The following is a 21,040-nucleotide window of genomic DNA, read 5'->3' on the forward strand; positions in this document are numbered from 1 at the left end:
CAAACTGCGGCTCAACCTAACGGGCTGCTCCAGAGACTGCTTCTCATACTGCATCTGCCAGGTTGGGCAGAACGAGAACTTCCGTGTGCTGACTTCTGTGTTGTGATTGTTAGATTGTTGCCGTCAGAGCATCTCAATTGAGACCTGGCCAAGATTTGACCAGCCGAATCGTCAAGTCAACGCTCCGAACTCCGAAACGGTCATGTTCACCGTGAAGCTGTGACGGGGATCACGAGGATGGCCCCGCATGACATGCCTGGAGTGGCGATTATGCGGGGCCGGAGGAGGCCGGTGGGGTGGCCGCCAGTCAGAGTGTCGCCATCACCTTGCGTGCGGCGTTAATGGTAAATTCTATGTCTGCATCCGTGAGGGCCGCGCAGGTGAACCCTGCTTCGAACGCAGATGGCGCCAGGTAAACACCTTCTTTGAGCATGCCCTGGAAAAACTTCTTGAAGCGCTCGACATCGCAACCCATCACCTGATCAAACCGGGTCACAGATTCCTCGTCGGTAAAGAAGAAGCCAAACATGGCTCCGGCACTCTGAACGACCAGCGGGATGCCTGCCTCATCGGCTGCTGCCTTGATACCATCGCGCACCGCGTTGGTTTTTTCCGTCAGTCGATCATGGAAGCCTGGTTCGGATATGGCATTTAGCGTGGTCAGACCCGCGCACATGGCGAGCGGATTGCCGCTCAGGGTGCCGGCCTGATAAACCGGGCCGAGGGGAGAGATATACTCCATGATTTCCCGCTTGCCGCCAAATGCACCTACCGGCAGGCCGCCGCCAATAACCTTGCCCAGAGCGGTCAGGTCTGGCGTGACGCCATAGAGTTCCTGGGCTCCACCAAGGGATACCCGGAAGCCGGTCATAACCTCATCAAAAATAAGTACAGTGCCGTGTTCGTCACAGACCTCGCGCAGGCCTTCCAGGAAACCTGGCGCGGGGGGGATGCAGTTCATGTTGCCGGCCACAGGCTCGACGATGATGGCAGCGATCTCATCGCCCATTTTTGCAAAGGTTTCGCGCACACTGTCGATGTCATTGAACGTCAGGGTCAGCGTGTGTTCGGCCAGGCTGGCTGGAATGCCAGGTGAGTTCGGCACGCCCAGGGTCAGGGCGCCGGAGCCGGCTTTCACAAGAAGTGAATCCACATGGCCGTGGTAACAGCCTTCGAACTTCACAATCTTGTCTCGACCGGTATACCCACGGGCCAGACGAATGGTGCTCATGGTCGCTTCGGTACCGGAATTCACCATCCGGACGAGATCAATGGACGGAATCAGGTCACAGACCTTTTTGGCCATGTCGGTTTCGAGGGAGGTGGGGGCGCCGTAGCCGATGCCAAGATCCACCTGGGCATGCAGGGCGTTCTTGATGCGTGGGTCTGAATGGCCAAGGATCATCGGGCCCCAGGATCCAATGTAATCGATATAGCGGCGACCGTCTTCGTCGAACAGGTAGGCGCCTTCCGCGTGGTTGAAGAATATCGGAGTGCCGCCCACGCCACGAAACGCCCTGACCGGCGAGTTCACGCCGCCGGGGATGTATTTCTGGGCTTCTTCGAACAGGGTTTCGGAGTGTGTCATGGGTCTGGATTCCTGTTATCTGGGTAGTGAGAAAAGTGGATGATGCTGTTCAAACAGGCGAGTAAAGGCTTTCGCCCGTTGTTCAATGTCTTCAGGAGTGCCACCGAACAGGCCGCCTATTACGGCGAGCATGTCGGCACCCGCTCTGATCAGTGGTTCACCGTTTTCAATTGTGATGCCGCCAATCGCCGTAAGAGGGCGGTTAAAGTGCCTGGCGTCTGTGAGGACTGCCGGATCGGCCGCAGGCGCGTCGGGTTTGGTGGCAGAGTTGTAGAACCGGCCAAATGCCAGATAGTCCGCACCGCACTCGAGTGCTGAGGCCGCCAGCGCAAGATCTGCGTGACAGGTGATGCCAATAATTGCCTCGTCACCGAGCAGGTGCCTGGCATCCGCTATTGAACGGTCGCTCTGGCCCAGGTGAACCCCTGTTGCACCAACACGGTTCGCGAGTTCCGGGTCATCGTTGATGACCAGCGGAACCCCGGCATTCCGGCAAGCAGCCTGAAGTTCCGATGCCTGACGAAAACGCTCCGGCCACGCTGCCTGCTTTTCCCGGTATTGTATCAAAACTGCACCGCCGCGAAGAGCGGCTTCTACGGAAGCAGTCAGTGATTCCGGGGGCGTCAGCTGACTGTCGGTAACGGCGTAGAGCCCGGGCTTCAGTCCCTTGTTCAACGTTCCCACAGAATACCCCGGTCGGGAACAGGCTGGCCTTTGCCAACCTCCAGTGCGTGCAGGATCGCATGGTTCACATAATTCTGGGCCTGGGATATGGCAGCCCGTTGAGAGAGACCGCTGGCGCGGCCAGCTGCAATCGCGGCGGCCAGTGTGCATCCGGTGCCGTGGTATTCGCCGCCAACGCGCTCGATCTGCCAGGTCATAGGCTCCGGTGCATGATTGAAGAGCGTGTTGATGATATGCAGCCCCGTGCCGTGGCCACCGGTCGCAAGGACCGAGGAACAACCACTCTCCAGAAGATTTGCCGCCGCCTGCCCGGCGTCCGGGTTGTTTCCCAGCATGGCGAGCTCAATGCCATTCGGGGTGATCATCTCGGCTAACGGGAACAGGCGTTCCTTCATCGCCATGATTAGCTCGTCATCGGCCAGGTCGCCGCCCCCCGCGGCCTTGATCACCGGATCGGTGATCAAGGGGATCCCCGGGTGCTCGCCGATGAAGTCCACCAGCACGTCCACGATGGCTGAATTTCCCAGCGCCCCGGTTTTGATGGCGTGAATGGGGGCATCGTAGGCAACACATTTCAATTGCCGGCGAATCAGTTCGGCATTGATGGCCTCTGCACCATAGACATTGACGGTGTCCTGGACAGTCAGGCAGGTAAGTACAGGCAGAGGGTGACAGCCGAGTGAGGTGATGGCCTGAATGTCAGCCTGAATGCCTGCACCGCCGGACGGGTCGAGCCCGGAAAGAATCAAAACCTGGGGTCGGGTATAGCGTTTGATGGCTCGGCTCCTTAAAACGGTTTAACAACAGCCAGAATTACGACCGCGAGCAGAATAAAAACCGGCAGTTCGTTGAACCAGCGGTAAAACACATGGCTGCGACTATTGAGGTCGTCGCGGAATACTTTCACCAGGTACCCGCAGTAAAAGTGGTAAATGATCAGGAGGACGATCAGAACCAGTTTGGCGTGAAGCCAGCCCTGGCTGAAATAGCCAGAGACATTGTAACTGATAAGCCACACACCAAAGATTACCGTGGCCACCATGGAAGGGGTTGTTATACCCCGGTACAGCTTGCGTTCCATGATTTTGAATCGCTCCCGGCCGGGCTCATCCTCACAGGCGGCATGATACACAAACAGTCTTGGCAAGTAGAAAATGCCGGCGAACCAGCACACCATAGAAATTATGTGGAAAGCTTTAACCCACAGCATCCGTCAGCTCCGTCGGTATTGGTAATAACTCTCGATATCGGATTTCAGCACCACGCCGTAAACCCGTTGAATCATTGGTGCCACATGCCGTTGTACGTACAACGCCTCGGCATTGGTTGAGTCGAACTCGTTCAGGGCTTCTTCGAGGGTGGCCTGATACTGGACCGGCGCAATATCTCGCCGGTTGGCAGGTATGTTTATAAGATCGATGGATTCCGGTGATTCGGCTTCTCCCTCGGCGACCAGTTTGTCGGTATCCTCCAGATAGCGTGCCAGGTCCACTGCGGGTAACAGCGCCGTGGGGCCGCTGCTGCCCTCCACAATGAGCCATTTCGGTTCTGATTTCAGTATCTTTCGGGCTTCTTCCACGGACAGGTGCCGCTCGGTTCGCAGAATGCTCCGGTCCATGATGGCACCAACCGAGACCCTCCGAAGCGCCTGTATAACGGGGGAGTTCTGATAGCTCAGGCCCTGGCTTTTCAGAATGGTTAAAAACAGGGATTTCTTGCCGAATGCCTCGCTGGTCACCAGACTCGACGTGGTGATAATCAGCATGCCGGGCAGAATGATGTTGGGATTGCGTGTCAATTCCATCAAAGCCATCAATGCTGCCAATGGCGCCTGAAGCACTGCACCCATCATCGCGCCCATCCCGAGCATGGCGTAAAACCCGACTGAGGAGGCGTGCTCGGGCATGATCTGGGCTCCGATCAATCCCATCGCACCGCCGAGTGTGGCACCCATGAACAGCGTCGGGCCTATAACACCGCTTGGCATGCCCAGGCCAATGGTCAGCGATGTGATGACCAGTTTGGCCACGCCTGCAATCAGCAGCAACCAGAAACCCAGCTGACCATTGATTGTTTTGTCCACGGTGTCGTAACCAATGCCCATGGTTTCGGGGATAAAAATCGCAAAAGGCACCATCAGAAGGCCTGCTATCACGATCCGCAGGAGGACGGGCCGATGAAGGTGACGCCCCATGAAATCCACCAGCTGGATAAAGAGTGCCGCGGCAACTCCAATGATTATCGCAATGACCAGAACCCACGGGATTTCCAACAGAGAGTTCATGGTCAGTGCCGGTACGCTGAACGCAGGCTCTGAGCCGTAGACGGCCTGGGTCACTACGGCCGCGCTTACCGCCGCGAGAATGATCGGCGTAAATCCGGCGATGGTGTATTCCATCATCACGACTTCCATCGCAAAGATTACGCCGGAAATCGGGGTGTTGAACGAAGCAGAAATAGCCGCCGCACAGCCGCAGGCGACCAGTGTCCGGATGCTGTTGTTTGGCAGGCGCATCCATTGCCCCATAAGGCTGGAAAACGCTGCGCCAAGATGTACTGCAGGGCCTTCCCGGCCGGCAGACTGTCCAGTTACAACAGTAACGACACCGGAGACGAACTGAACGACGGCACTGCGAAACGTAATGTATCCCTGGTGATAGTTAAGGCGTTCCATGACGTGGACAATGCCAACCCTGCGGTTGCTGGTGCCAAGACGGTGCAGCATCAGCCCGAGTGCAGCTGCGCCTGCCAGAGGCAGCAATCCGCGGGTTAACCAGCTCAGTTCCTCGAAAGATTCTGATCCTGAACCTGGCAGAAAATGCTCAAGGGGCCACTCGATGGCGAGGCGGAAAACAAGAATAACGCCGCCGGTAATAAGGCCGGATAGCAGCCCCAGTACTGCCAGCTGTGGCAATGCATCCACGCCGGACAGCCGGCGCCGGAAAACAGGGATCAGATTCTCGGTAATCTGGTGCCAGATTCTTTGCATGAACGCTGGGATTCCGGGTTGATGTGGTGGAGTGCCAGAAAGTTTCTGACAACATTGTAACTGTCGGCCTGAGGGCTGCAATAAGTCCTTGGTTTATCATGGTAGACTACGAGGCAATCTCGAACCCCTGATACGACGTCGCTGGAGAAAATGGTGATTAAAGTAGGTATCGTTGGCGGCACCGGCTACACCGGTGTGGAACTGCTGAGAATTCTCGCGGTTCATCCTGAAGTTACGGTTAGTTGCATTACCTCCCGTTCAGAAGCGGGTATGCCCGTAGCGGATATGTACCCGAACCTTCGCGGGCACTATGACCTGGCATTCTCTGAGCCGGACGCGGCTGTTCTCAAGGCGTGTGACCTTGTCTTCTTTGCAACGCCTCATGGCGTTGCCATGCGCATGGTGCCGGAACTGATGGCGGCCGGTGTGCGTGTGGTGGATCTTTCTGCCGATTTCCGGTTGAAGAACCTGGATGTCTGGGCGAGCTGGTATGGCATGCCCCACGAAAGCCCCGAGTGGGCCGAAAAGGCCGTTTACGGTCTGCCAGAAGTTACCCGTTCTGCTATCCGGGAAGCTCAACTGGTTGCAAATCCGGGTTGTTATCCGACAGCCGTTCAGCTCGGCTTCCTGCCTCTGCTTGAGAATGGGCTGGTTGACCCCGCCCGGTTGATCGCCGATGCCAAATCCGGAGCCAGCGGAGCCGGTCGCCAAGGCAAGATCGGCATGCTGCATGGTGAAGTCGGAGAGAGTTTCAAGGCGTACGGTGCTTCTGGCCACCGCCACCTGCCGGAAATTCGCCAGGGACTTGCCGGCGCTGCTGGCGGTGACGTTGGCGTTACCTTTGTGCCTCATTTGATTCCTATGATTCGCGGTATTGAGGCGACCCTTTATGCTGAGCTGAACAATCCGGCTGAATTTGACCGGCTTCAGGGCCTGTTTGAAGAACGCTTCGAAAACGAGCCTTTTGTCGATGTGATGCCCTTTGGCAGCCATCCGGAAACCCGCAGCGTTCGTGGTGCTAACCAGTGTCGTATGGCGCTGCACAGGCAGGAACAGAGCAATGTTGTCATCGTTTCATCGGTCATTGATAACCTGGTGAAAGGAGCTGCAGGCCAAGCGGTGCAGAACATGAATATCATGTTTGGCCTGCCGGAAACGCTCGGGCTGGAAGCCCCGGCACTGCTTCCCTGAGGAGTGCCTGTGAGCGAAGAGCGCAAACCTGCGGAAGAGTATGTCGTCATCCGTCACCGGCCGGGTTACCGACTCCGGCGGAGCGCCATTCTGCTGGTGTTCACTATTGTTGCGGCGGTTGCCGGCTATGTCACCGGGCTTAGCCAGGGCGGGTTTCGTTTTTCCAGTGTTGAAGCTTCGAATGAGGTTCTGGAGGAAGAGCTGGAGACGCTCCGTGACAATTACACGGAAGCTCGCCAGAAGGTTATCAACCTGGAGCGGGGAAGAGCGATTGACGAGCAGGCGCTCGACCAGGCCCGTACTTCAATTGTTGCTCTGGAAACCCGGATTGCATCACTGAAGTCGGACCTGACTTTCTATAAAAATATCATGGCACCCTCGGAAACCAGCAAAGGCCTTCAAGTGGACAGTTTCACGCTGGGTAGCGATCGACAGCCCAGGGCGTACGACTTCAAGTTTGTGCTCACTCAGGTGGGCAATAACAAGAGCTATATTGCAGGCCTGGTGGCGGTGAATGTCATAGGCCTGCGTGACGAAGAGAGAGAAGTCATCGCTTTGCGTGACCTGTCTGAGGAAATTGAAGACCTCGGTGTAAAGTTCCGCTTCCGTTATTTTCAGGATGTGGAAGGTACACTGGTGCTGCCCGAAGACTTTGAGCCGCTGGAAATTCAGGTGGTGGCTCAGGCCGAGGGACAAAAATCCTCTCAGGCAGAACGAACATTTGACTGGGATGACTTAACGGAGAATTGAAATGCTTGGTAAGAAGAAGCAGAAACCCCGCCGCCCTACAGGCCACTTTGACACATTGATTTCCTCTCGCACGACAGTAGAAGGGGATGTTCACTTTTCAGGTGGCTTGCATGTGGATGGCCGGGTGCGCGGCAAGGTCGCGGCTGAAGAGGGAAGTGATGCGGTGCTCCGGATTTCGGAGGTTGGCGAGGTTTCTGGCGATATTGTTGCTCCTCATGTCGTCATAAACGGGACGGTGCATGGTGATGTATACGCATCGGCGCATCTTGAGTTGGCCGAGAAAGCCTCCATTAACGGCAATGTCTATTACAACCTTATCGAAATGGCGATGGGAGCTTCGGTCAATGGCAACCTGGTGCATCAAAGGGAGCCGGTGGGGTTGCTGACCAGAGACAATCGTGGCGAAAAGCCCCAAGCTAATTTGGCTGATCAGCCTGCCACCGAACTGAGTGCAGATGTTGAGGGTGGTGGAAAGTCCGAATAGTTGATTGTTTTAGTCAGGAATACCATAATCACTTAAGTTGTTCACAGGTAATCCGGAGGCGAACTTGAGTGTAGTTCAGCAACAGATGGTCGCGCCGCTGTTTTTCAGCGACAGTGCCGTTGCCAAGGTGCGTGAGTTGATTGAGGAAGAAGGCAATGCCGATCTCAAGCTGCGTGTCTTTGTGACAGGGGGCGGCTGCTCCGGTTTTCAGTATGGTTTCTCATTTGATGAGGCCCAGGATGAAGAAGACACGGTGATTGAGCGGGATGGGGTAAGTCTGCTGGTGGATCCCATGAGCTATCAGTATCTGGTCGGAGCTACCATTGATTACCAGGAAGGTCTCCAGGGGTCTCAATTCGTGGTTCAGAACCCGAATGCCAGCTCAACCTGTGGATGCGGTAGTTCGTTCTCGATCTGATCGGGGGCAATTCGAAAAAAGGAGAGCTAACTGCTCTCCTTTTTTTATGGGTATTCAAAATCAGGCCGGGTAAATGGCCCCGAGTATGCGAGGGCCGCGTGCGCCGGTTACCTCTGGAAGGTTGCCGGCACTCCCGCCAAGGGTCTGCTGGGCCAGCCATGCAAAAGCCACGGGCTCGACCCACTGGGGATCCAGGCCGAGTTCTGAAGTGATCAGGAGTTGAGTGGAGCCCAGTGCTTTTTCCAGTTCGCTCATCAGAAGAGGATTTCTGGTACCTCCCCCGCATGCATATACGTTCATTGCCGAAGTCTGAGGTAACTGGCGAACGATGCTTGTGATGGTTAGCTGCAAGAGCGTCCGTTGGACGTCTTCTGCCCGAAGATCCGGATGACGCTGGACCTGGGTTTTCACCCAATCGAGATTGAACCTTTCCTTGCCGGTGCTCTTCGGAGCGGGTTTCGCAAAATAGGCATCTGAGAGCATATCGTCCAACAGGGATTGGTCGACCATGCCCTCTTGTGCCCAATGACCATCGCTGTCAAAAGGCATGCCGGTCTGGTCGAGGCACCAGGCATCCATCAAGGCATTGGCGGGCCCGGTATCAAAGCCCGTTACCGGCTGACCGGAGGTTCCGGGGATCCAGGTGATGTTGGCAATGCCGCCCAGGTTCAGGATGCACCGGTCTTCTCTGGTTGAGCCAAAGAACGCTTTATGGAATGCCGGTACCAGTGGTGCACCCTGTCCACCTGCGGCCATATCCCGTCGCCGGAAGTCTGCGACCGTTGTCACGCCAGTCTTCTCGGCGATGATGGCCGGGTTGCCTATCTGGATCGAAAAAGGAGAAGAACCTGAGGGTTGGTGTCGAATAGTCTGGCCGTGGCTACCAATGGCGCGGATGGAAGAGACGGGAATGGCCGCCTCTTTAATGACGGCGCTGGCGGCCTCGGCAAAGAGGGAACCCGTCATAGTGTCCAGTTCGCCTACTTCGTCTGGTGTCCCCTGATTCTGGCTTACTGACAGGAGACGCAACCGCAAGGCATCAGGATAGCTCAGGGTTTTGGTAGTGTGAACCTGGATCTTGCTGTCGCGAAAGGAAACCAGCACGGCATCGATGCCATCCATGCTGGTACCGGACATCAGGCCGACCCAGGCTTCCATCAAGATTACTCGCCCTGCGCGAGAACGAGCTGGTTGTGGCTGTCCCGGAACACGTCAAACTGTGCCAGACGCTGTTCGGTGGCTCCTTTGAAGCGGGCCATTTCCGAAGCGGGTACCGGCTTGGCGTCCGGTAGTTTTACCTTGCGCGAGTTGCGCGGCGTGCCGTTGACCCGGAATTCGTAATGCAGGTGAGCACCGGTCACCATGCCTGAGGATCCCACATATCCGATGGTCTCCCCCTGCTTGACTCGGGTGCCGTTCTTGATGCCCTTGCCCAGGCGGCTCATGTGAGCGTAAAGCGTTGATATGTTGTCGCCATGCTGAAGTACGACGGTGCGGCCATAACCGCCCTTCCAGCCGGCGAAACGAACACGCCCCGTACCTGCGGCCTTGATAGGTGTCCCCGTCGGTGCCCCATAGTCCGTGCCTTCGTGGGGGCGAACAACGCCCAGCACCGGGTGGCGACGCTGAAGGTTGAATGGCGATGAAACCCGGGCATTGATCGGTGTGCGCAGGAACGCCTTGCGCATGCTCTTGCCGTCAGGAGAGTAGTAGTCGCTGTCACCTTTGCTGTCTGTATAGAGCAGGGCTACGTTTTCATCGCCTTGATTTATGAACCGGGCAGACAGTATGCGACCGGTATCAAATTTTTCACCGTCCAGATAAAGCTCTTCATAGACAACTTCAAAACGGTCACCCTTACGGACATCGTATACAAAGTCGATGGCCCAACCGAAAATACCAGCGAGCTTCATAGTCAGGCGGTCGTTCAGACCGGCCTCGCGTGCGGAGAGATAAAGGGAGCCATCAATGACACCGGATGCGAAGGTCGGACGTGCTTCCGGCTCCCGCATAACGGTTTGACCGGAAAAGCCGTCTTCGGTCTTTTCGATCTTCAGGGATTCAAGCAGGCTCCGCTGAAGTTCAACCGCTTCCAGGTCGCCGGTGTCAGACGTTGCAAACCTGATGGTTTCTCCTGCGTAAAGGCGCTGTAATTTGTCGGCTTCGCCTTCACCATGAATAACAGAAAGCATGATGCCGTCATTGAACCCGGCTTCCTTAAACAGGGAGGAGAGCGTATCGCCGGAATTCACGTCGAGCGTCTGCCAGTCGAGCTCGGGGGCTGCGGGAACGGCCGGCTGGGCCGGAGCTTCAAGCTTCGCCTGCAGTTGTCCCTCATTCTCGACCGGGGTCTGTTCTTCCGTCGCTGCCTGGGCTGGCGCCTCAGGGTTTGACTGCTGTATCTTGCCCTGTCCGGAAACCGTACCTTCTTCAAGGTCCAGCGTGTAGGACATGCGCTTGGCTTCAACGTCAGCGCTGGGGCTCATTAGAATAGCTGCAGTCACTACAACGGTAGCAGCGGCGGCAATGGTAATGTGTGATTTGGGAAACATTTTTAGCACGTATCGCACCCGTTTTAATCGGCATTCCGGCAGGTTGAACTACCTAATTAAAGCTGTTGTTCAAGTATAGACCAACAGATTACCGTATAAAATGCATGCGGGACAGCGTGGAACATTACGGTTACTGTTCCATCCTCCGGATTTCTGCTGGCAGCATTGTTATAATACGCCGCCCTGTTCGCTTGGTGGTGTTTAAAAAATAACCGAGTCTACTTTATCAGGGTGGCGGGTAACTCTCACAGAATTCTTTTGTAGAAGTCTGTAACCGAAAGAATCTATCAAGATCAAAACTGGGGACGTGTTGTTCATGGCATCTATTGATGAGGCGTTGGCCGTAATCAAACGCGGCGTTGACGAACTGATTCCTGAAGACGAGTTGATTAGTAAATTAAAGGAGGGGCGGCCCCTCCGTATCAAGGCGGGCTTCGATCCTACGGCTCCGGATCTCCACCTTGGGCATACTGTCCTTATTAACAAGCTTAGACAGTTCCAGGATCTTGGTCATGAGGTGATTTTCCTGATCGGTGATTTCACCGGGATGATTGGTGACCCCACAGGCAAGAGTGCCACGCGTCCGCCGTTGACTGAGCAGCAGGTTGCTGAAAACGCCGTCAGCTATAAAGAGCAGGTCTTTAAAATCCTGGACCCGGAAAAAACGCGCGTCGTATTCAATTCCGAGTGGATGAGCAAGCTGACAGCCGCAGACATGATCAAGCTGGCGGGTCAGTATACCGTTGCCCGGATGCTTGAGCGGGATGACTTTACCAAGCGGTATCGGGCTGAGCAGGCTATTGCCATTCATGAGTTCCTCTACCCGCTGGTGCAGGGTTATGACTCAGTGGCGCTCGAAGCAGACGTTGAGCTCGGTGGTACAGATCAGAAATTCAATCTGCTCATGGGGCGGATTCTCCAGAAGCATTACAGTCAGTCACCCCAGGTGATTCTGACGATGCCTATCCTGGAAGGTCTGGATGGCGTGCAGAAAATGTCCAAGTCCCTGGGCAATTATGTGGGTGTGAACGATGCCCCCGGAGAAATGTACACCAAGCTTCTCTCTATGCCCGACGATCTGTTATGGCGTTATTTCGAGCTTCTCAGTCTCCGCCCCTTGGCGGAAGTGGCTGAGTTTCGCAAGGAAGTAGAGGGTGGGGCGAACCCGCAGGACTATAAGAAGCTGTTGGCGGAAGAGATAATTACCAGGTTCCACGATGAGGAGTCGGCAAAGACGGCGCACAAGTCTGCTGGCAACCGGGTTGCGCTTGGGGAGATTCCGGATAATGTCCCGACAGTAGAGGTGCCGCTGGAAGGTCAGCCTGAAATGGTCATGGCGTCCGTCTTGCGCCTGGCAGGTTTGGTAAAGAATGGAGCGGCCGCGCGGGACGTCCTTGGTCGTGGCGCAGTGTTTGTTGACGGTCAGAAGTTTGAGGGGGATCGTGTCTTTGTTAAGGGTGATGAGTGCGTCATCCAGGCAGGTAAAAAGAAGATTGCCCGGGTTTTGATTACTGCGTGACCGATTTCCGGCGATTTTGAGCTTTTTCCAGAATCGCCGTTGACACCTCTGGGCAGGTCTGTAGAATGCGCATCTCTTCTGAGGGACAAGCCACTGACACAGCGGTTTGCCGAGGGAGTAACTGCTTGAAAGCGCTGAAGAAATTGAGTTTCAAAATTCTTCAGAAAGCGGTTGACAGGAAAGCGATTCGCTGTAGAATGCGCCCCTCGAGACAAGCAGTAAGCCGGTTCATTTTTCGGCGGTTTCCGGAGACGGAAAGCAAGGAAAAAGAAACGGTTGACAAGGCGGCGGTTCGATGTAGAATACGCGGCCTTGATTGAGCAACAGCTCAAACGCTCTTTAAAAAATTGACCAAGTAATTCGTGTGGGCGCTGGCCGAGGTATTTCGGATATGAAATATCAGGACAGTGACTCGTCGAAATTGAGTTTTGTCTTGAGCAAGATTAAAGATCTTCGGATCTTGTATGATTTAAACTGAAGAGTTTGATCATGGCTCAGATTGAACGCTGGCGGCAGGCTTAACACATGCAAGTCGAGCGGTAACAGGGGTAGCTTGCTACCCGCTGACGAGCGGCGGACGGGTGAGTAATGCATAGGAAACTGCCCAGTAGTGGGGGATAGCCCGGGGAAACCCGGATTAATACCGCGTACGCCCTTCGGGGGAAAGCAGGGGATCTTCGGACCTTGCGCTATTGGATGTGCCTATGCCGGATTAGCTAGTTGGTGGGGTAAGAGCCTACCAAGGCGACGATCCGTAGCTGGTCTGAGAGGATGATCAGCCACATCGGGACTGAGACACGGCCCGAACTCCTACGGGAGGCAGCAGTGGGGAATATTGGACAATGGGGGCAACCCTGATCCAGCCATGCCGCGTGTGTGAAGAAGGCTTTCGGGTTGTAAAGCACTTTCAGTGAGGAGGAAAAGTTAGTCACTAATACTGGCTAGCCTTGACGTCACTCACAGAAGAAGCACCGGCTAACTCCGTGCCAGCAGCCGCGGTAATACGGAGGGTGCAAGCGTTAATCGGAATTACTGGGCGTAAAGCGCGCGTAGGTGGTTTGATAAGCGAGATGTGAAAGCCCCGGGCTTAACCTGGGAACGGCATTTCGAACTGTCAGGCTAGAGTGTGGTAGAGGGTAGTGGAATTTCCTGTGTAGCGGTGAAATGCGTAGATATAGGAAGGAACACCAGTGGCGAAGGCGGCTACCTGGACCAACACTGACACTGAGGTGCGAAAGCGTGGGGAGCAAACAGGATTAGATACCCTGGTAGTCCACGCCGTAAACGATGTCAACTAGCCGTTGGGGATCTTGAATCCTTAGTGGCGCAGCTAACGCACTAAGTTGACCGCCTGGGGAGTACGGCCGCAAGGTTAAAACTCAAATGAATTGACGGGGGCCCGCACAAGCGGTGGAGCATGTGGTTTAATTCGACGCAACGCGAAGAACCTTACCTGGCCTTGACATGCAGAGAACTTTCCAGAGATGGATTGGTGCCTTCGGGAACTCTGACACAGGTGCTGCATGGCCGTCGTCAGCTCGTGTCGTGAGATGTTGGGTTAAGTCCCGTAACGAGCGCAACCCCTATCCCTAGTTGCTAGCAGTTCGGCTGAGAACTCTAGGGAGACTGCCGGTGACAAACCGGAGGAAGGTGGGGATGACGTCAGGTCATCATGGCCCTTACGGCCAGGGCTACACACGTGCTACAATGGTGCGCACAGAGGGCTGCAAACCCGCGAGGGGGAGCTAATCTCACAAAACGCATCGTAGTCCGGATCGGAGTCTGCAACTCGACTCCGTGAAGTCGGAATCGCTAGTAATCGTGAATCAGAATGTCACGGTGAATACGTTCCCGGGCCTTGTACACACCGCCCGTCACACCATGGGAGTGGATTGCACCAGAAGTAGTTAGTCTAACCTTCGGGAGGACGATTACCACGGTGTGGTTCATGACTGGGGTGAAGTCGTAACAAGGTAGCCGTAGGGGAACCTGCGGCTGGATCACCTCCTTAAACGAAGCCGAATGCTTCGGTCAGAGTCCACACGAATTACTTGGTTGATTAATAAAGAGAGCAGATGGGTCTTTCAGGCCCGTACCATTGGGTCTGTAGCTCAGGTGGTTAGAGCGCACCCCTGATAAGGGTGAGGTCGGTGGTTCAAGTCCACCCAGACCCACCAAAATTGCTCAACTCCTGGAGTTGAACGATTTGAGGTAGCTTAAATGGGGCTATAGCTCAGCTGGGAGAGCGCCTGCCTTGCACGCAGGAGGTCGGCAGTTCGATCCTGCCTAGCTCCACCAAAATTTACTGGCTAACTTCGGTTAGCAGTGTCCAGAAACAAGCATTTCATCACGACGATAGAGTTGTTGGATGAAGTTCTTCTTTCTGATCACTGGGTCAGATTTGCTCTTTAACAAATTGGACGAGATAGAACACGATTAATGGATTCCATTATCTCCGGAATTCATTGATCAGAGTGATAACGATTTCAAGCGTTATCCGGTGTTGTCGTTGAAGTGGTTGTTATATCACTTCAAGAGACTGTCTCGAAATAACTCGCGCATCGGGCTTGCCCGGTGAGTGGTGTTGCTTCGAAGAACAGTTGTCTTGGGGTTATATAGTCAAGCAACTAAGCGCATACGGTGGATGCCTTGGCAGTCAGAGGCGATGAAAGACGTGGAAGCCTGCGATAAGGTTCGGGGAGCTGGCAAACGAGCTGTGATCCGGACATTTCTGAATGGGGAAACCCACCTGGTTTCGGCCAGGTACCTTGCACTGAATACATAGGTGTAAGGGGCGAACCGGGGGAACTGAAACATCTAAGTACCCCGAGGAAAAGAAATCAACCGAGATTCCCTAAGTAGCGGCGAGCGAACGGGGATTAGCCCTTAAGCTAAACAACTGGTAGGAGAAGGCTCTGGAAAGTGCCGTCATAGTGGGTGATAGCCCCGTATCCGAAACCTGAGTTTAGTGAAATCGAGTAGAACGGGACACGTGATATCCTGTTTGAATATGGGGGGACCATCCTCCAAGGCTAAATACTCCTGACTGACCGATAGTGAACCAGTACCGTGAGGGAAAGGCGAAAAGAACCCCTGTGAGGGGAGTGAAATAGATCCTGAAACCGTATGCGTACAAGCAGTCGGAGCAGACTTGTTCTGTGACGGCGTACCTTTTGTATAATGGGTCAGCGACTTATGTTCAGTGGCGAGGTTAACCGTTTAGGGGAGCCGTAGGGAAACCGAGTCTGAATAGGGCGATTTAGTCGCTGGGCATAGACCCGAAACCGGGCGATCTATCCATGAGCAGGTTGAAGGTTGAGTAACATCAACTGGAGGACCGAACCCACTGTCGTTGAAAAGCCAGGGGATGACTTGTGGATCGGAGTGAAAGGCTAATCAAGCCCGGAGATAGCTGGTTCTCCCCGAAAGCTATTTAGGTAGCGCCTCGGACGAATACCACAGGGGGTAGAGCACTGTCTCGGCTAGGGGGTCATCCCGACTTACCAACCCGATGCAAACTCCGAATACCTGTGAGTACTATCCGGGAGACACACGGTGGGTGCTAACGTCCATCGTGAAGAGGGAAACAACCCAGACCGCCAGCTAAGGTCCCCAAGTACCAGTTAAGTGGGAAACGATGTGGGAAGGCTCAGACAGCTAGGAGGTTGGCTTAGAAGCAGCCATCCTTTAAAGAAAGCGTAATAGCTCACTAGTCGAGTCGGCCTGCGCGGAAGATGTAACGGGGCTCAAACTGGTCACCGAAGCTGCGGCTGCATACTTTGTATGCGGGGTAGGGGAGCGTTCTGTAAGCCTGCGAAGGTGTGTTGAGAAGCATGCTGGAGGTATCAGAAGTGCGAATGCTGACATGAGTAACGACAATGCGGGTGAAAAACCCGCACGCCGGAAGACCAAGGGTTCCTGCGCAACGCTAATCGGCGCAGGGTGAGTCGGCCCCTAAGGCGAGACCGAAAGGTGTAGTCGATGGGAAACGGGTTAATATTCCCGTACCTTGGATAGCTGCGATGGAGAGACGGAGAAGGCTAGGTAAGCCGGGCGACGGTTGTCCCGGTTTAAGCGTGTAGGGAGTGGGATTAGGTAAATCCGGTTCCACAATTCTGAGACGCGACGACGACTGCCCTTTTAGGGCGGGAAGTTATTGATGCCCTGCTTCCAGGAAAATCTTCTAAGCTTCAGGCTATTCGAGACCGTACCCCAAACCGACACAGGTGGTCAGGTAGAGAATACCAAGGCGCTTGAGAGAACTCGGGTAAAGGAACTAGGCAAAATGGTGCCGTAACTTCGGGAGAAGGCACGCCGGTGGTATGTGACGCCCCTCGCGGGTTGAGCAGAAGCCGGTCGAAGATACCAGGCCCCTGCGACTGTTTATTAAAAACACAGCACTGTGCAAACACGAAAGTGGACGTATACGGTGTGACGCCTGCCCGGTGCCGGAAGGTTAATTGATGGGGTTAGCATTCGTGCGAAGCTCTTGATCGAAGCCCCGGTAAACGGCGGCCGTAACTATAACGGTCCTAAGGTAGCGAAATTCCTTGTCGGGTAAGTTCCGACCTGCACGAATGGCGTAACGATGGGGGCGCTGTCTCTACCCGAGACTCAGTGAAATTGAAATCGCCGTGAAGATGCGGTGTATCCGCGGCTAGACGGAAAGACCCCGTGAACCTTTACTATAGCTTCACAGTGAACTTTGAGCATGTTTGTGTAGGATAGCTGGGAGGCTTTGAAGCGATGACGCCAGTCATCGTGGAGCCAACCTTGAAATACCAGCCTGACATGTTTGAGGTTCTAACTTGGACCCCTTATCGGGGTTGAGGACACTGTGTGGTGGGTAGTTTGACTGGGGCGGTCTCCTCCCAAAGCGTAACGGAGGAGCACAAAGGTGGGCTAAGCATGGTCGGACATCATGCGGTTAGTGTAATGGCACAAGCCCGCTTAACTGCGAGACAGACACGTCGAGCAGGTACGAAAGTAGGTCATAGTGATCCGGTGGTTCTGTATGGAAGGGCCATCGCTCAACGGATAAAAGGTACTCCGGGGATAACAGGCTGATACCGCCCAAGAGTTCACATCGACGGCGGTGTTTGGCACCTCGATGTCGGCTCATCACATCCTGGGGCTGAAGCCGGTCCCAAGGGTATGGCTGTTCGCCATTTAAAGTGGTACGCGAGCTGGGTTTAGAACGTCGTGAGACAGTTCGGTCCCTATCTGCCGTGGACGTTGGAGATTTGAGGAAAGCTGCTCCTAGTACGAGAGGACCGGAGTGGACGAACCGCTGGTGTTCGGGTTGTGTCGCCAGACGCATTGCCCGGTAGCTATGTTCGGATAGGATAACCGCTGAAAGCATCTAAGCGGGAAGCCCCTTCCAAGATGAGATCTCCCTGGACCTTCGAGGTCCCTGAAGAGCCGTTCAAGACCAGGACGTTGATAGGTCGGGTGTGTAAGCGCTGCGAGGCGTTGAGCTAACCGATACTAATTGCTCGTGCGGCTTGACTATATAACACCCAAGACAATTGCGGATAACGCAAAGCACCAACGAAATCAGCATCACTCAGTTCCATCTCGTCCCCCAGTGATCAACCGATTTGTCTGACGACCATAGCGGCTTGGAACCACCTGATCCCATCCCGAACTCAGAAGTGAAACAGGCCTGCGCCGATGGTAGTGTGGCATTGCCCATGTGAGAGTAGGTCATCGTCAGACTCTTAATACCTGAAAACCCCAGCTTCTTCGAAGCTGGGGTTTTTTATTGCCTGAAAAAAAGTGGTGAATTCCCGCCCGGTTTCCGCCTGGGTAAGCCCTGGGATGGATCTCGACGTTCAGGCCAACGCCGATGTGTTGGCGATGGGCTGTTATATTCGTGATGGTGCAAAGGTGGATGGCAACATCCGGGCGCTGCGGCGTACTACCGGGGCATGCAGGGTAAACAACTTTGTTTTTTTTGCTCTCCTGGTGTTTAATCCGGCGGTACTCATTCTGCTGGCCGGACTAACTCTAATGAAATCCAAAGCACTCATCACCTTGCTCAGTGACGGACAGGTCCATTCCGGAGAATCTCTTGCGGGACAGCTTGGTGTCAGCCGGACTGCCGTCTGGAAGCAAATTCGCCGTGCGATGGCCGATGGTTTCAAGATAGAGACCATTCGCGGCCGGGGTTATCAGCTGATTTCCCGCGTCGACCTGCTGGACTACGATGCGGTTTTGAGTCAGCTCGATCCGACGCTCCGGCCTGACTTGGCCCTGAGGGTGCTCGATGACGTGGACTCCACCAATGCCGAGGTCCTTCGCCAGATTGCGGAGGGCGGTAAGGGGCTTCCGGTAACCATTGCAGACTGCCAGACGGCAGGCCGTGGCCGCAGAGGTCGAACCTGGCGCAGTCCCCGCGGCGAAAACCTGTACCTCAGTATGGGATTGACGTTTCATGGCGGATTTGCGGTTCTTGATGGTCTCAGTCTGGCTTTGGGGGTTGCTGTCGCAAACGCCCTCGAACAGCTGGGCGCCGCAGATATTGGTTTGAAATGGCCGAACGACATCTTTCTCCCCACAGGCAAACTGGGCGGTATTCTTGTTGAATTACAAGGCGAACTACAAGAGGGTGTGGTCCAGGTAGTCGCCGGCATCGGAATTAACGTTCATATGTCAGAAGCAGAGGGCGTGGATCAGCCGTGGAGCAGTCTTGGATCTGCATACCCTGGCATTGAATGGTCCCGAAACCAGGTTGCCGGGGCAGTGATTAGTGCAGTGCTTGATGCTGCACGACTCTTCTCCGATCGGGGCTTTCGCGATTTCCGTGGTCCCTGGCAGAAAAGGGACATCTTCAGCGGGAAGCTTGTCCAGGCAAGAGGTGGTGAAATTAACGGCACGGGTTGCGGCGTTGATGAAAACGGTAACTACCTGCTTCGTACCGAACAGGGGGTGGTTCCAGTGAGAGCTGGTGAGATCAGCCTGCGGGTTGCTTCATGAGATTGTTGGTTGACGCAGGAAATTCTCGTCTGAAGTGGCGCCTCGAGCAATCCGGCAAATGGATCGAAAAGGGGACCGGTGCGCTCGATGACACCGATCCGTTGCATGGGTTGCCAGATGAAGTTGGTCAGATTACCCGGGTGGCGGTATCCACAGTTGCATCGGAAGAAAAGAGACTGCGCCTCCTGGAGTATCTTGTAGAGCGTACAGGTGCGCCTGTCAGCTTCTACTGGGCAGAGGCGGCGCGGGGCGGTTTGACCAACGCATATGCCGCCTGTGAACGGATGGGGGCGGATCGCTGGCACGCCATGTACGGGGCATGGCAGGAGCATAGGCGAGGGTTTGCTGTGGTAGATGCAGGCAGCGCTGTCACCGTTGATTATGTTGATCCTGCCGGACAGCATCTTGGTGGCTTTATTCTCCCTGGCTTGCAGATGATGCTCCGCAGCCTCAGATCCGATGCGGCGAGAATTGGTTTCGACCCCGATCAGGTGCTGGATACCCGTCCGGGAGTGAGCACCGGTGAGTGTGTCAATCATGGACTTGCCTGGTTGTCTGGCGCACTGGTGGCTCAAATCCACGCAGATGCGGGAACCTACGGGCTGCCGGATATTCTGGTAACTGGTGGAGATGCCGATCGTTTGATCGGTCTCGGTCTGGCGGGTGTCCACCATCCTTCGCTTGTGCTTGAGGGGCTGCAGGCGATAGATGCGGAGGAGTGCCGGGGATGAAGCGGCTTGCGCTTGTTGTGCTGATCTTGAACATTGGTGTTTGGTACCTGGCGGGATTGCTGCAGTCTCCTTCTCAATCTGGTGTTGAAGCAAGAGGAACCCTGCCAAGGGTCGCCAGTCTCAAGAATCCCAATCCACAGGCAATGGCCAGTGATGCCCGTCCGGCAGAGGCAGGTGCTCTCTCCTGTGTCAGGGTTGGTTGGTTCGACTCCCGTGAAGCGGTCGAGGCACTGGTAAACGACCAGCCGATGGCCACAGAGTTCGCCTTTGCCGTCCAGGAGCTGGAGCGGGAGCTCCCCTCCCTGTACTGGGTGATCATCCCTCCGCAGCCACCTGAGGTTGCGAGCAGGCAGTTCCGGGATATCCAGCGCCAGGGCATTGACTCCTACCTGGTTACCGAGGGCGAGAACCGGAATGCAATCTCCCTGGGCCTGTTCGAGTCCCGCGAAGCTGCAATATCCGTGCTTGAAGAAAAAAAAGGCCAGAATCTTAATGTGGTACTGGCCAACTTCCCCCGAAATCAGATAAGCTACGCGCTCGCTTTTGAGGCTGAACCGGAACTTGCGAAAGAGATGGTTCAGGCGGTGGAAATGGACTACGGCAAGAATTTCGATTTCGTCGAAATCAACGCTTGTAAGGGTGTTGCAACACCAGAAAAAAGTCCGTAGTATACCGCCCTCGCTGACGAGGCGAATGTGAGCTGGCGTAGCTCAGTTGGTAGAGCAGCTGACTTGTAATCAGCAGGTCGGGGGTTCGATTCCGTCCGCCAGCTCCACTTTTTGTAGTAGCAAATCCGCGGAAGCGGGTTTGACTCGGAGGGGTTCCCGAGTGGCCAAAGGGATCAGACTGTAAATCTGACGCGAAAGCTTCGCAGGTTCGAATCCTGCCCCCTCCACCACTTATTGCCGCGGGCATCGTATAGTGGCTATTACCTCAGCCTTCCAAGCTGATGACGCGGGTTCGATTCCCGCTGCCCGCTCCAATTTGATTTGAAATGCTCATGTAGCTCAGTTGGTAGAGCACACCCTTGGTAAGGGTGAGGTCGGCGGTTCAAATCCGCCCATGAGCTCCATCATTAATCCGGTCAACGTGACGATCGAGGTTGATTAGGGGGACTGGTCGAATGTCTAAAGAAAAGTTTGATCGCAGTAAGCCA

15 protein-coding genes, 6 tRNA genes and 3 rRNA genes are annotated in these 21,040 nt (G+C 55.0%); 17 read left to right on the forward strand and 7 right to left on the reverse strand.

The window, feature by feature from the left end; genetic code table 11:
* Positions 1-307 precede the first annotated feature (307 nt).
* Genes hemL through KFJ24_RS17985 form a run of 5 tightly spaced genes read right to left on the reverse strand, consistent with a single transcriptional unit; the run spans position 308 to position 5,261 of the window.
* Complete coding sequence (gene hemL, locus KFJ24_RS17965) at positions 308-1,588, reverse strand: glutamate-1-semialdehyde 2,1-aminomutase (protein ID WP_250832509.1); 1,281 nt, start codon at positions 1,586-1,588, stop codon at positions 308-310.
* A gap of 15 nt (positions 1,589-1,603) precedes the next feature.
* Complete coding sequence (gene thiE / locus KFJ24_RS17970) at positions 1,604-2,272, reverse strand: thiamine phosphate synthase (RefSeq protein ID WP_250832510.1); 669 nt, start codon at positions 2,270-2,272, stop codon at positions 1,604-1,606.
* A complete protein-coding gene (thiD, locus tag KFJ24_RS17975; protein ID WP_250832699.1) occupies positions 2,260-3,018 on the reverse strand; it encodes a bifunctional hydroxymethylpyrimidine kinase/phosphomethylpyrimidine kinase in 759 nt (252 codons plus the stop codon). The genes thiE and thiD overlap by 13 nt, the downstream gene beginning before the upstream one ends.
* 41 nt (positions 3,019-3,059) lie before the next feature.
* Positions 3,060-3,482 carry a protoporphyrinogen oxidase HemJ gene (hemJ, locus tag KFJ24_RS17980; RefSeq protein WP_250832511.1) on the reverse strand — a complete coding sequence of 141 codons (423 nt, stop codon included), beginning with the start codon at positions 3,480-3,482 and terminating at the stop codon, positions 3,060-3,062.
* Positions 3,483-3,485: 3 nt separating this feature from the next.
* A complete protein-coding gene (locus KFJ24_RS17985; RefSeq protein ID WP_250832512.1) occupies positions 3,486-5,261 on the reverse strand; it encodes a chloride channel protein in 1,776 nt (591 codons plus the stop codon).
* A 153-nt stretch (positions 5,262-5,414) separates the two neighbouring features.
* Here KFJ24_RS17985 and argC point away from each other — a divergent pair, with 153 nt between their 5' ends.
* The 4 genes from argC (at position 5,415) to erpA (ending at position 8,104) form a co-directional block, all read left to right on the forward strand.
* Entirely contained in the window at positions 5,415-6,452 is a 1,038-nt protein-coding gene (gene argC, locus KFJ24_RS17990; RefSeq protein WP_250832700.1) for an N-acetyl-gamma-glutamyl-phosphate reductase, read from the forward strand.
* A 9-nt stretch (positions 6,453-6,461) separates the two neighbouring features.
* The gene (locus KFJ24_RS17995) at positions 6,462-7,202 is read left to right on the forward strand and encodes a DUF6776 family protein (RefSeq protein WP_250832513.1); all 741 of its coding nucleotides are present in this window, start codon (positions 6,462-6,464) and stop codon (positions 7,200-7,202) included.
* Position 7,203: 1 nt separating this feature from the next.
* Entirely contained in the window at positions 7,204-7,686 is a 483-nt protein-coding gene (locus KFJ24_RS18000) for a bactofilin family protein (protein WP_250832514.1), read from the forward strand.
* Between the two features lie 85 nt (positions 7,687-7,771).
* Complete coding sequence (gene erpA / locus KFJ24_RS18005) at positions 7,772-8,104, forward strand: iron-sulfur cluster insertion protein ErpA (RefSeq protein ID WP_250832701.1); 333 nt, start codon at positions 7,772-7,774, stop codon at positions 8,102-8,104.
* Positions 8,105-8,164: 60 nt separating this feature from the next.
* On the opposite strand, the gene KFJ24_RS18010 is transcribed toward erpA, so the two are convergent.
* Positions 8,165-9,262 (reverse strand): anhydro-N-acetylmuramic acid kinase, encoded by a 1,098-nt coding sequence (locus tag KFJ24_RS18010; RefSeq protein ID WP_250832515.1) that lies wholly within the window; start codon positions 9,260-9,262, stop codon positions 8,165-8,167.
* Positions 9,263-9,267: 5 nt separating this feature from the next.
* The gene (locus KFJ24_RS18015; protein WP_250832516.1) at positions 9,268-10,665 is read right to left on the reverse strand and encodes a peptidoglycan DD-metalloendopeptidase family protein; all 1,398 of its coding nucleotides are present in this window, start codon (positions 10,663-10,665) and stop codon (positions 9,268-9,270) included.
* Positions 10,666-10,972: 307 nt separating this feature from the next.
* Between KFJ24_RS18015 and tyrS the strand changes: the two genes are divergently transcribed.
* From tyrS to KFJ24_RS18080, 13 genes are all read left to right on the forward strand, one after another.
* Positions 10,973-12,175, forward strand: coding sequence for a tyrosine--tRNA ligase (tyrS, locus tag KFJ24_RS18020; protein ID WP_250832517.1), 1,203 nt, complete (start codon positions 10,973-10,975; stop codon positions 12,173-12,175).
* A gap of 471 nt (positions 12,176-12,646) precedes the next feature.
* Positions 12,647-14,186: ribosomal RNA gene (locus KFJ24_RS18025) — 16S ribosomal RNA — on the forward strand.
* 89 nt (positions 14,187-14,275) lie between these two features.
* Positions 14,276-14,352 (forward strand) — tRNA-Ile (locus tag KFJ24_RS18030).
* 45 nt (positions 14,353-14,397) lie between these two features.
* Positions 14,398-14,473 (forward strand) — tRNA-Ala (locus KFJ24_RS18035).
* Positions 14,474-14,792: 319 nt separating this feature from the next.
* Positions 14,793-17,687 (forward strand): 23S ribosomal RNA (locus tag KFJ24_RS18040).
* 91 nt (positions 17,688-17,778) lie between these two features.
* Positions 17,779-17,893 (forward strand): 5S ribosomal RNA (rrf, locus tag KFJ24_RS18045).
* The 16S, 23S and 5S rRNA genes sit together here with 2 tRNA genes alongside, the layout of an rRNA operon.
* Positions 17,894-18,187: 294 nt before the next feature.
* Positions 18,188-19,153, forward strand: a complete 966-nt coding sequence (locus KFJ24_RS18050; protein ID WP_250832702.1) for a biotin--[acetyl-CoA-carboxylase] ligase — start codon at positions 18,188-18,190, stop codon at positions 19,151-19,153.
* On the forward strand, positions 19,150-19,884 hold the full coding sequence (locus KFJ24_RS18055) for a type III pantothenate kinase (RefSeq protein ID WP_250832518.1): 735 nt from the start codon (positions 19,150-19,152) through the stop codon (positions 19,882-19,884). Before KFJ24_RS18050 ends, KFJ24_RS18055 begins: the two co-directional genes overlap by 4 nt.
* Positions 19,881-20,552, forward strand: a complete 672-nt coding sequence (locus tag KFJ24_RS18060; protein WP_250832519.1) for a hypothetical protein — start codon at positions 19,881-19,883, stop codon at positions 20,550-20,552. The genes KFJ24_RS18055 and KFJ24_RS18060 overlap by 4 nt, the downstream gene beginning before the upstream one ends.
* A 31-nt stretch (positions 20,553-20,583) precedes the next feature.
* Positions 20,584-20,659, forward strand: a tRNA-Thr gene (locus KFJ24_RS18065).
* Positions 20,660-20,698: 39 nt separating this feature from the next.
* Positions 20,699-20,782, forward strand: a tRNA-Tyr gene (locus tag KFJ24_RS18070).
* A 9-nt stretch (positions 20,783-20,791) separates the two neighbouring features.
* Positions 20,792-20,866: transfer RNA gene (locus tag KFJ24_RS18075), tRNA-Gly, on the forward strand.
* A 14-nt stretch (positions 20,867-20,880) separates the two neighbouring features.
* Positions 20,881-20,956, forward strand: a tRNA-Thr gene (locus KFJ24_RS18080).
* The last annotated feature ends 84 nt before the right edge of the window (positions 20,957-21,040 follow it).

The organism is Marinobacter sediminum, from assembly GCF_023657445.1.
Lineage (GTDB): Bacteria > Pseudomonadota > Gammaproteobacteria > Pseudomonadales > Oleiphilaceae > Marinobacter > Marinobacter sediminum_A.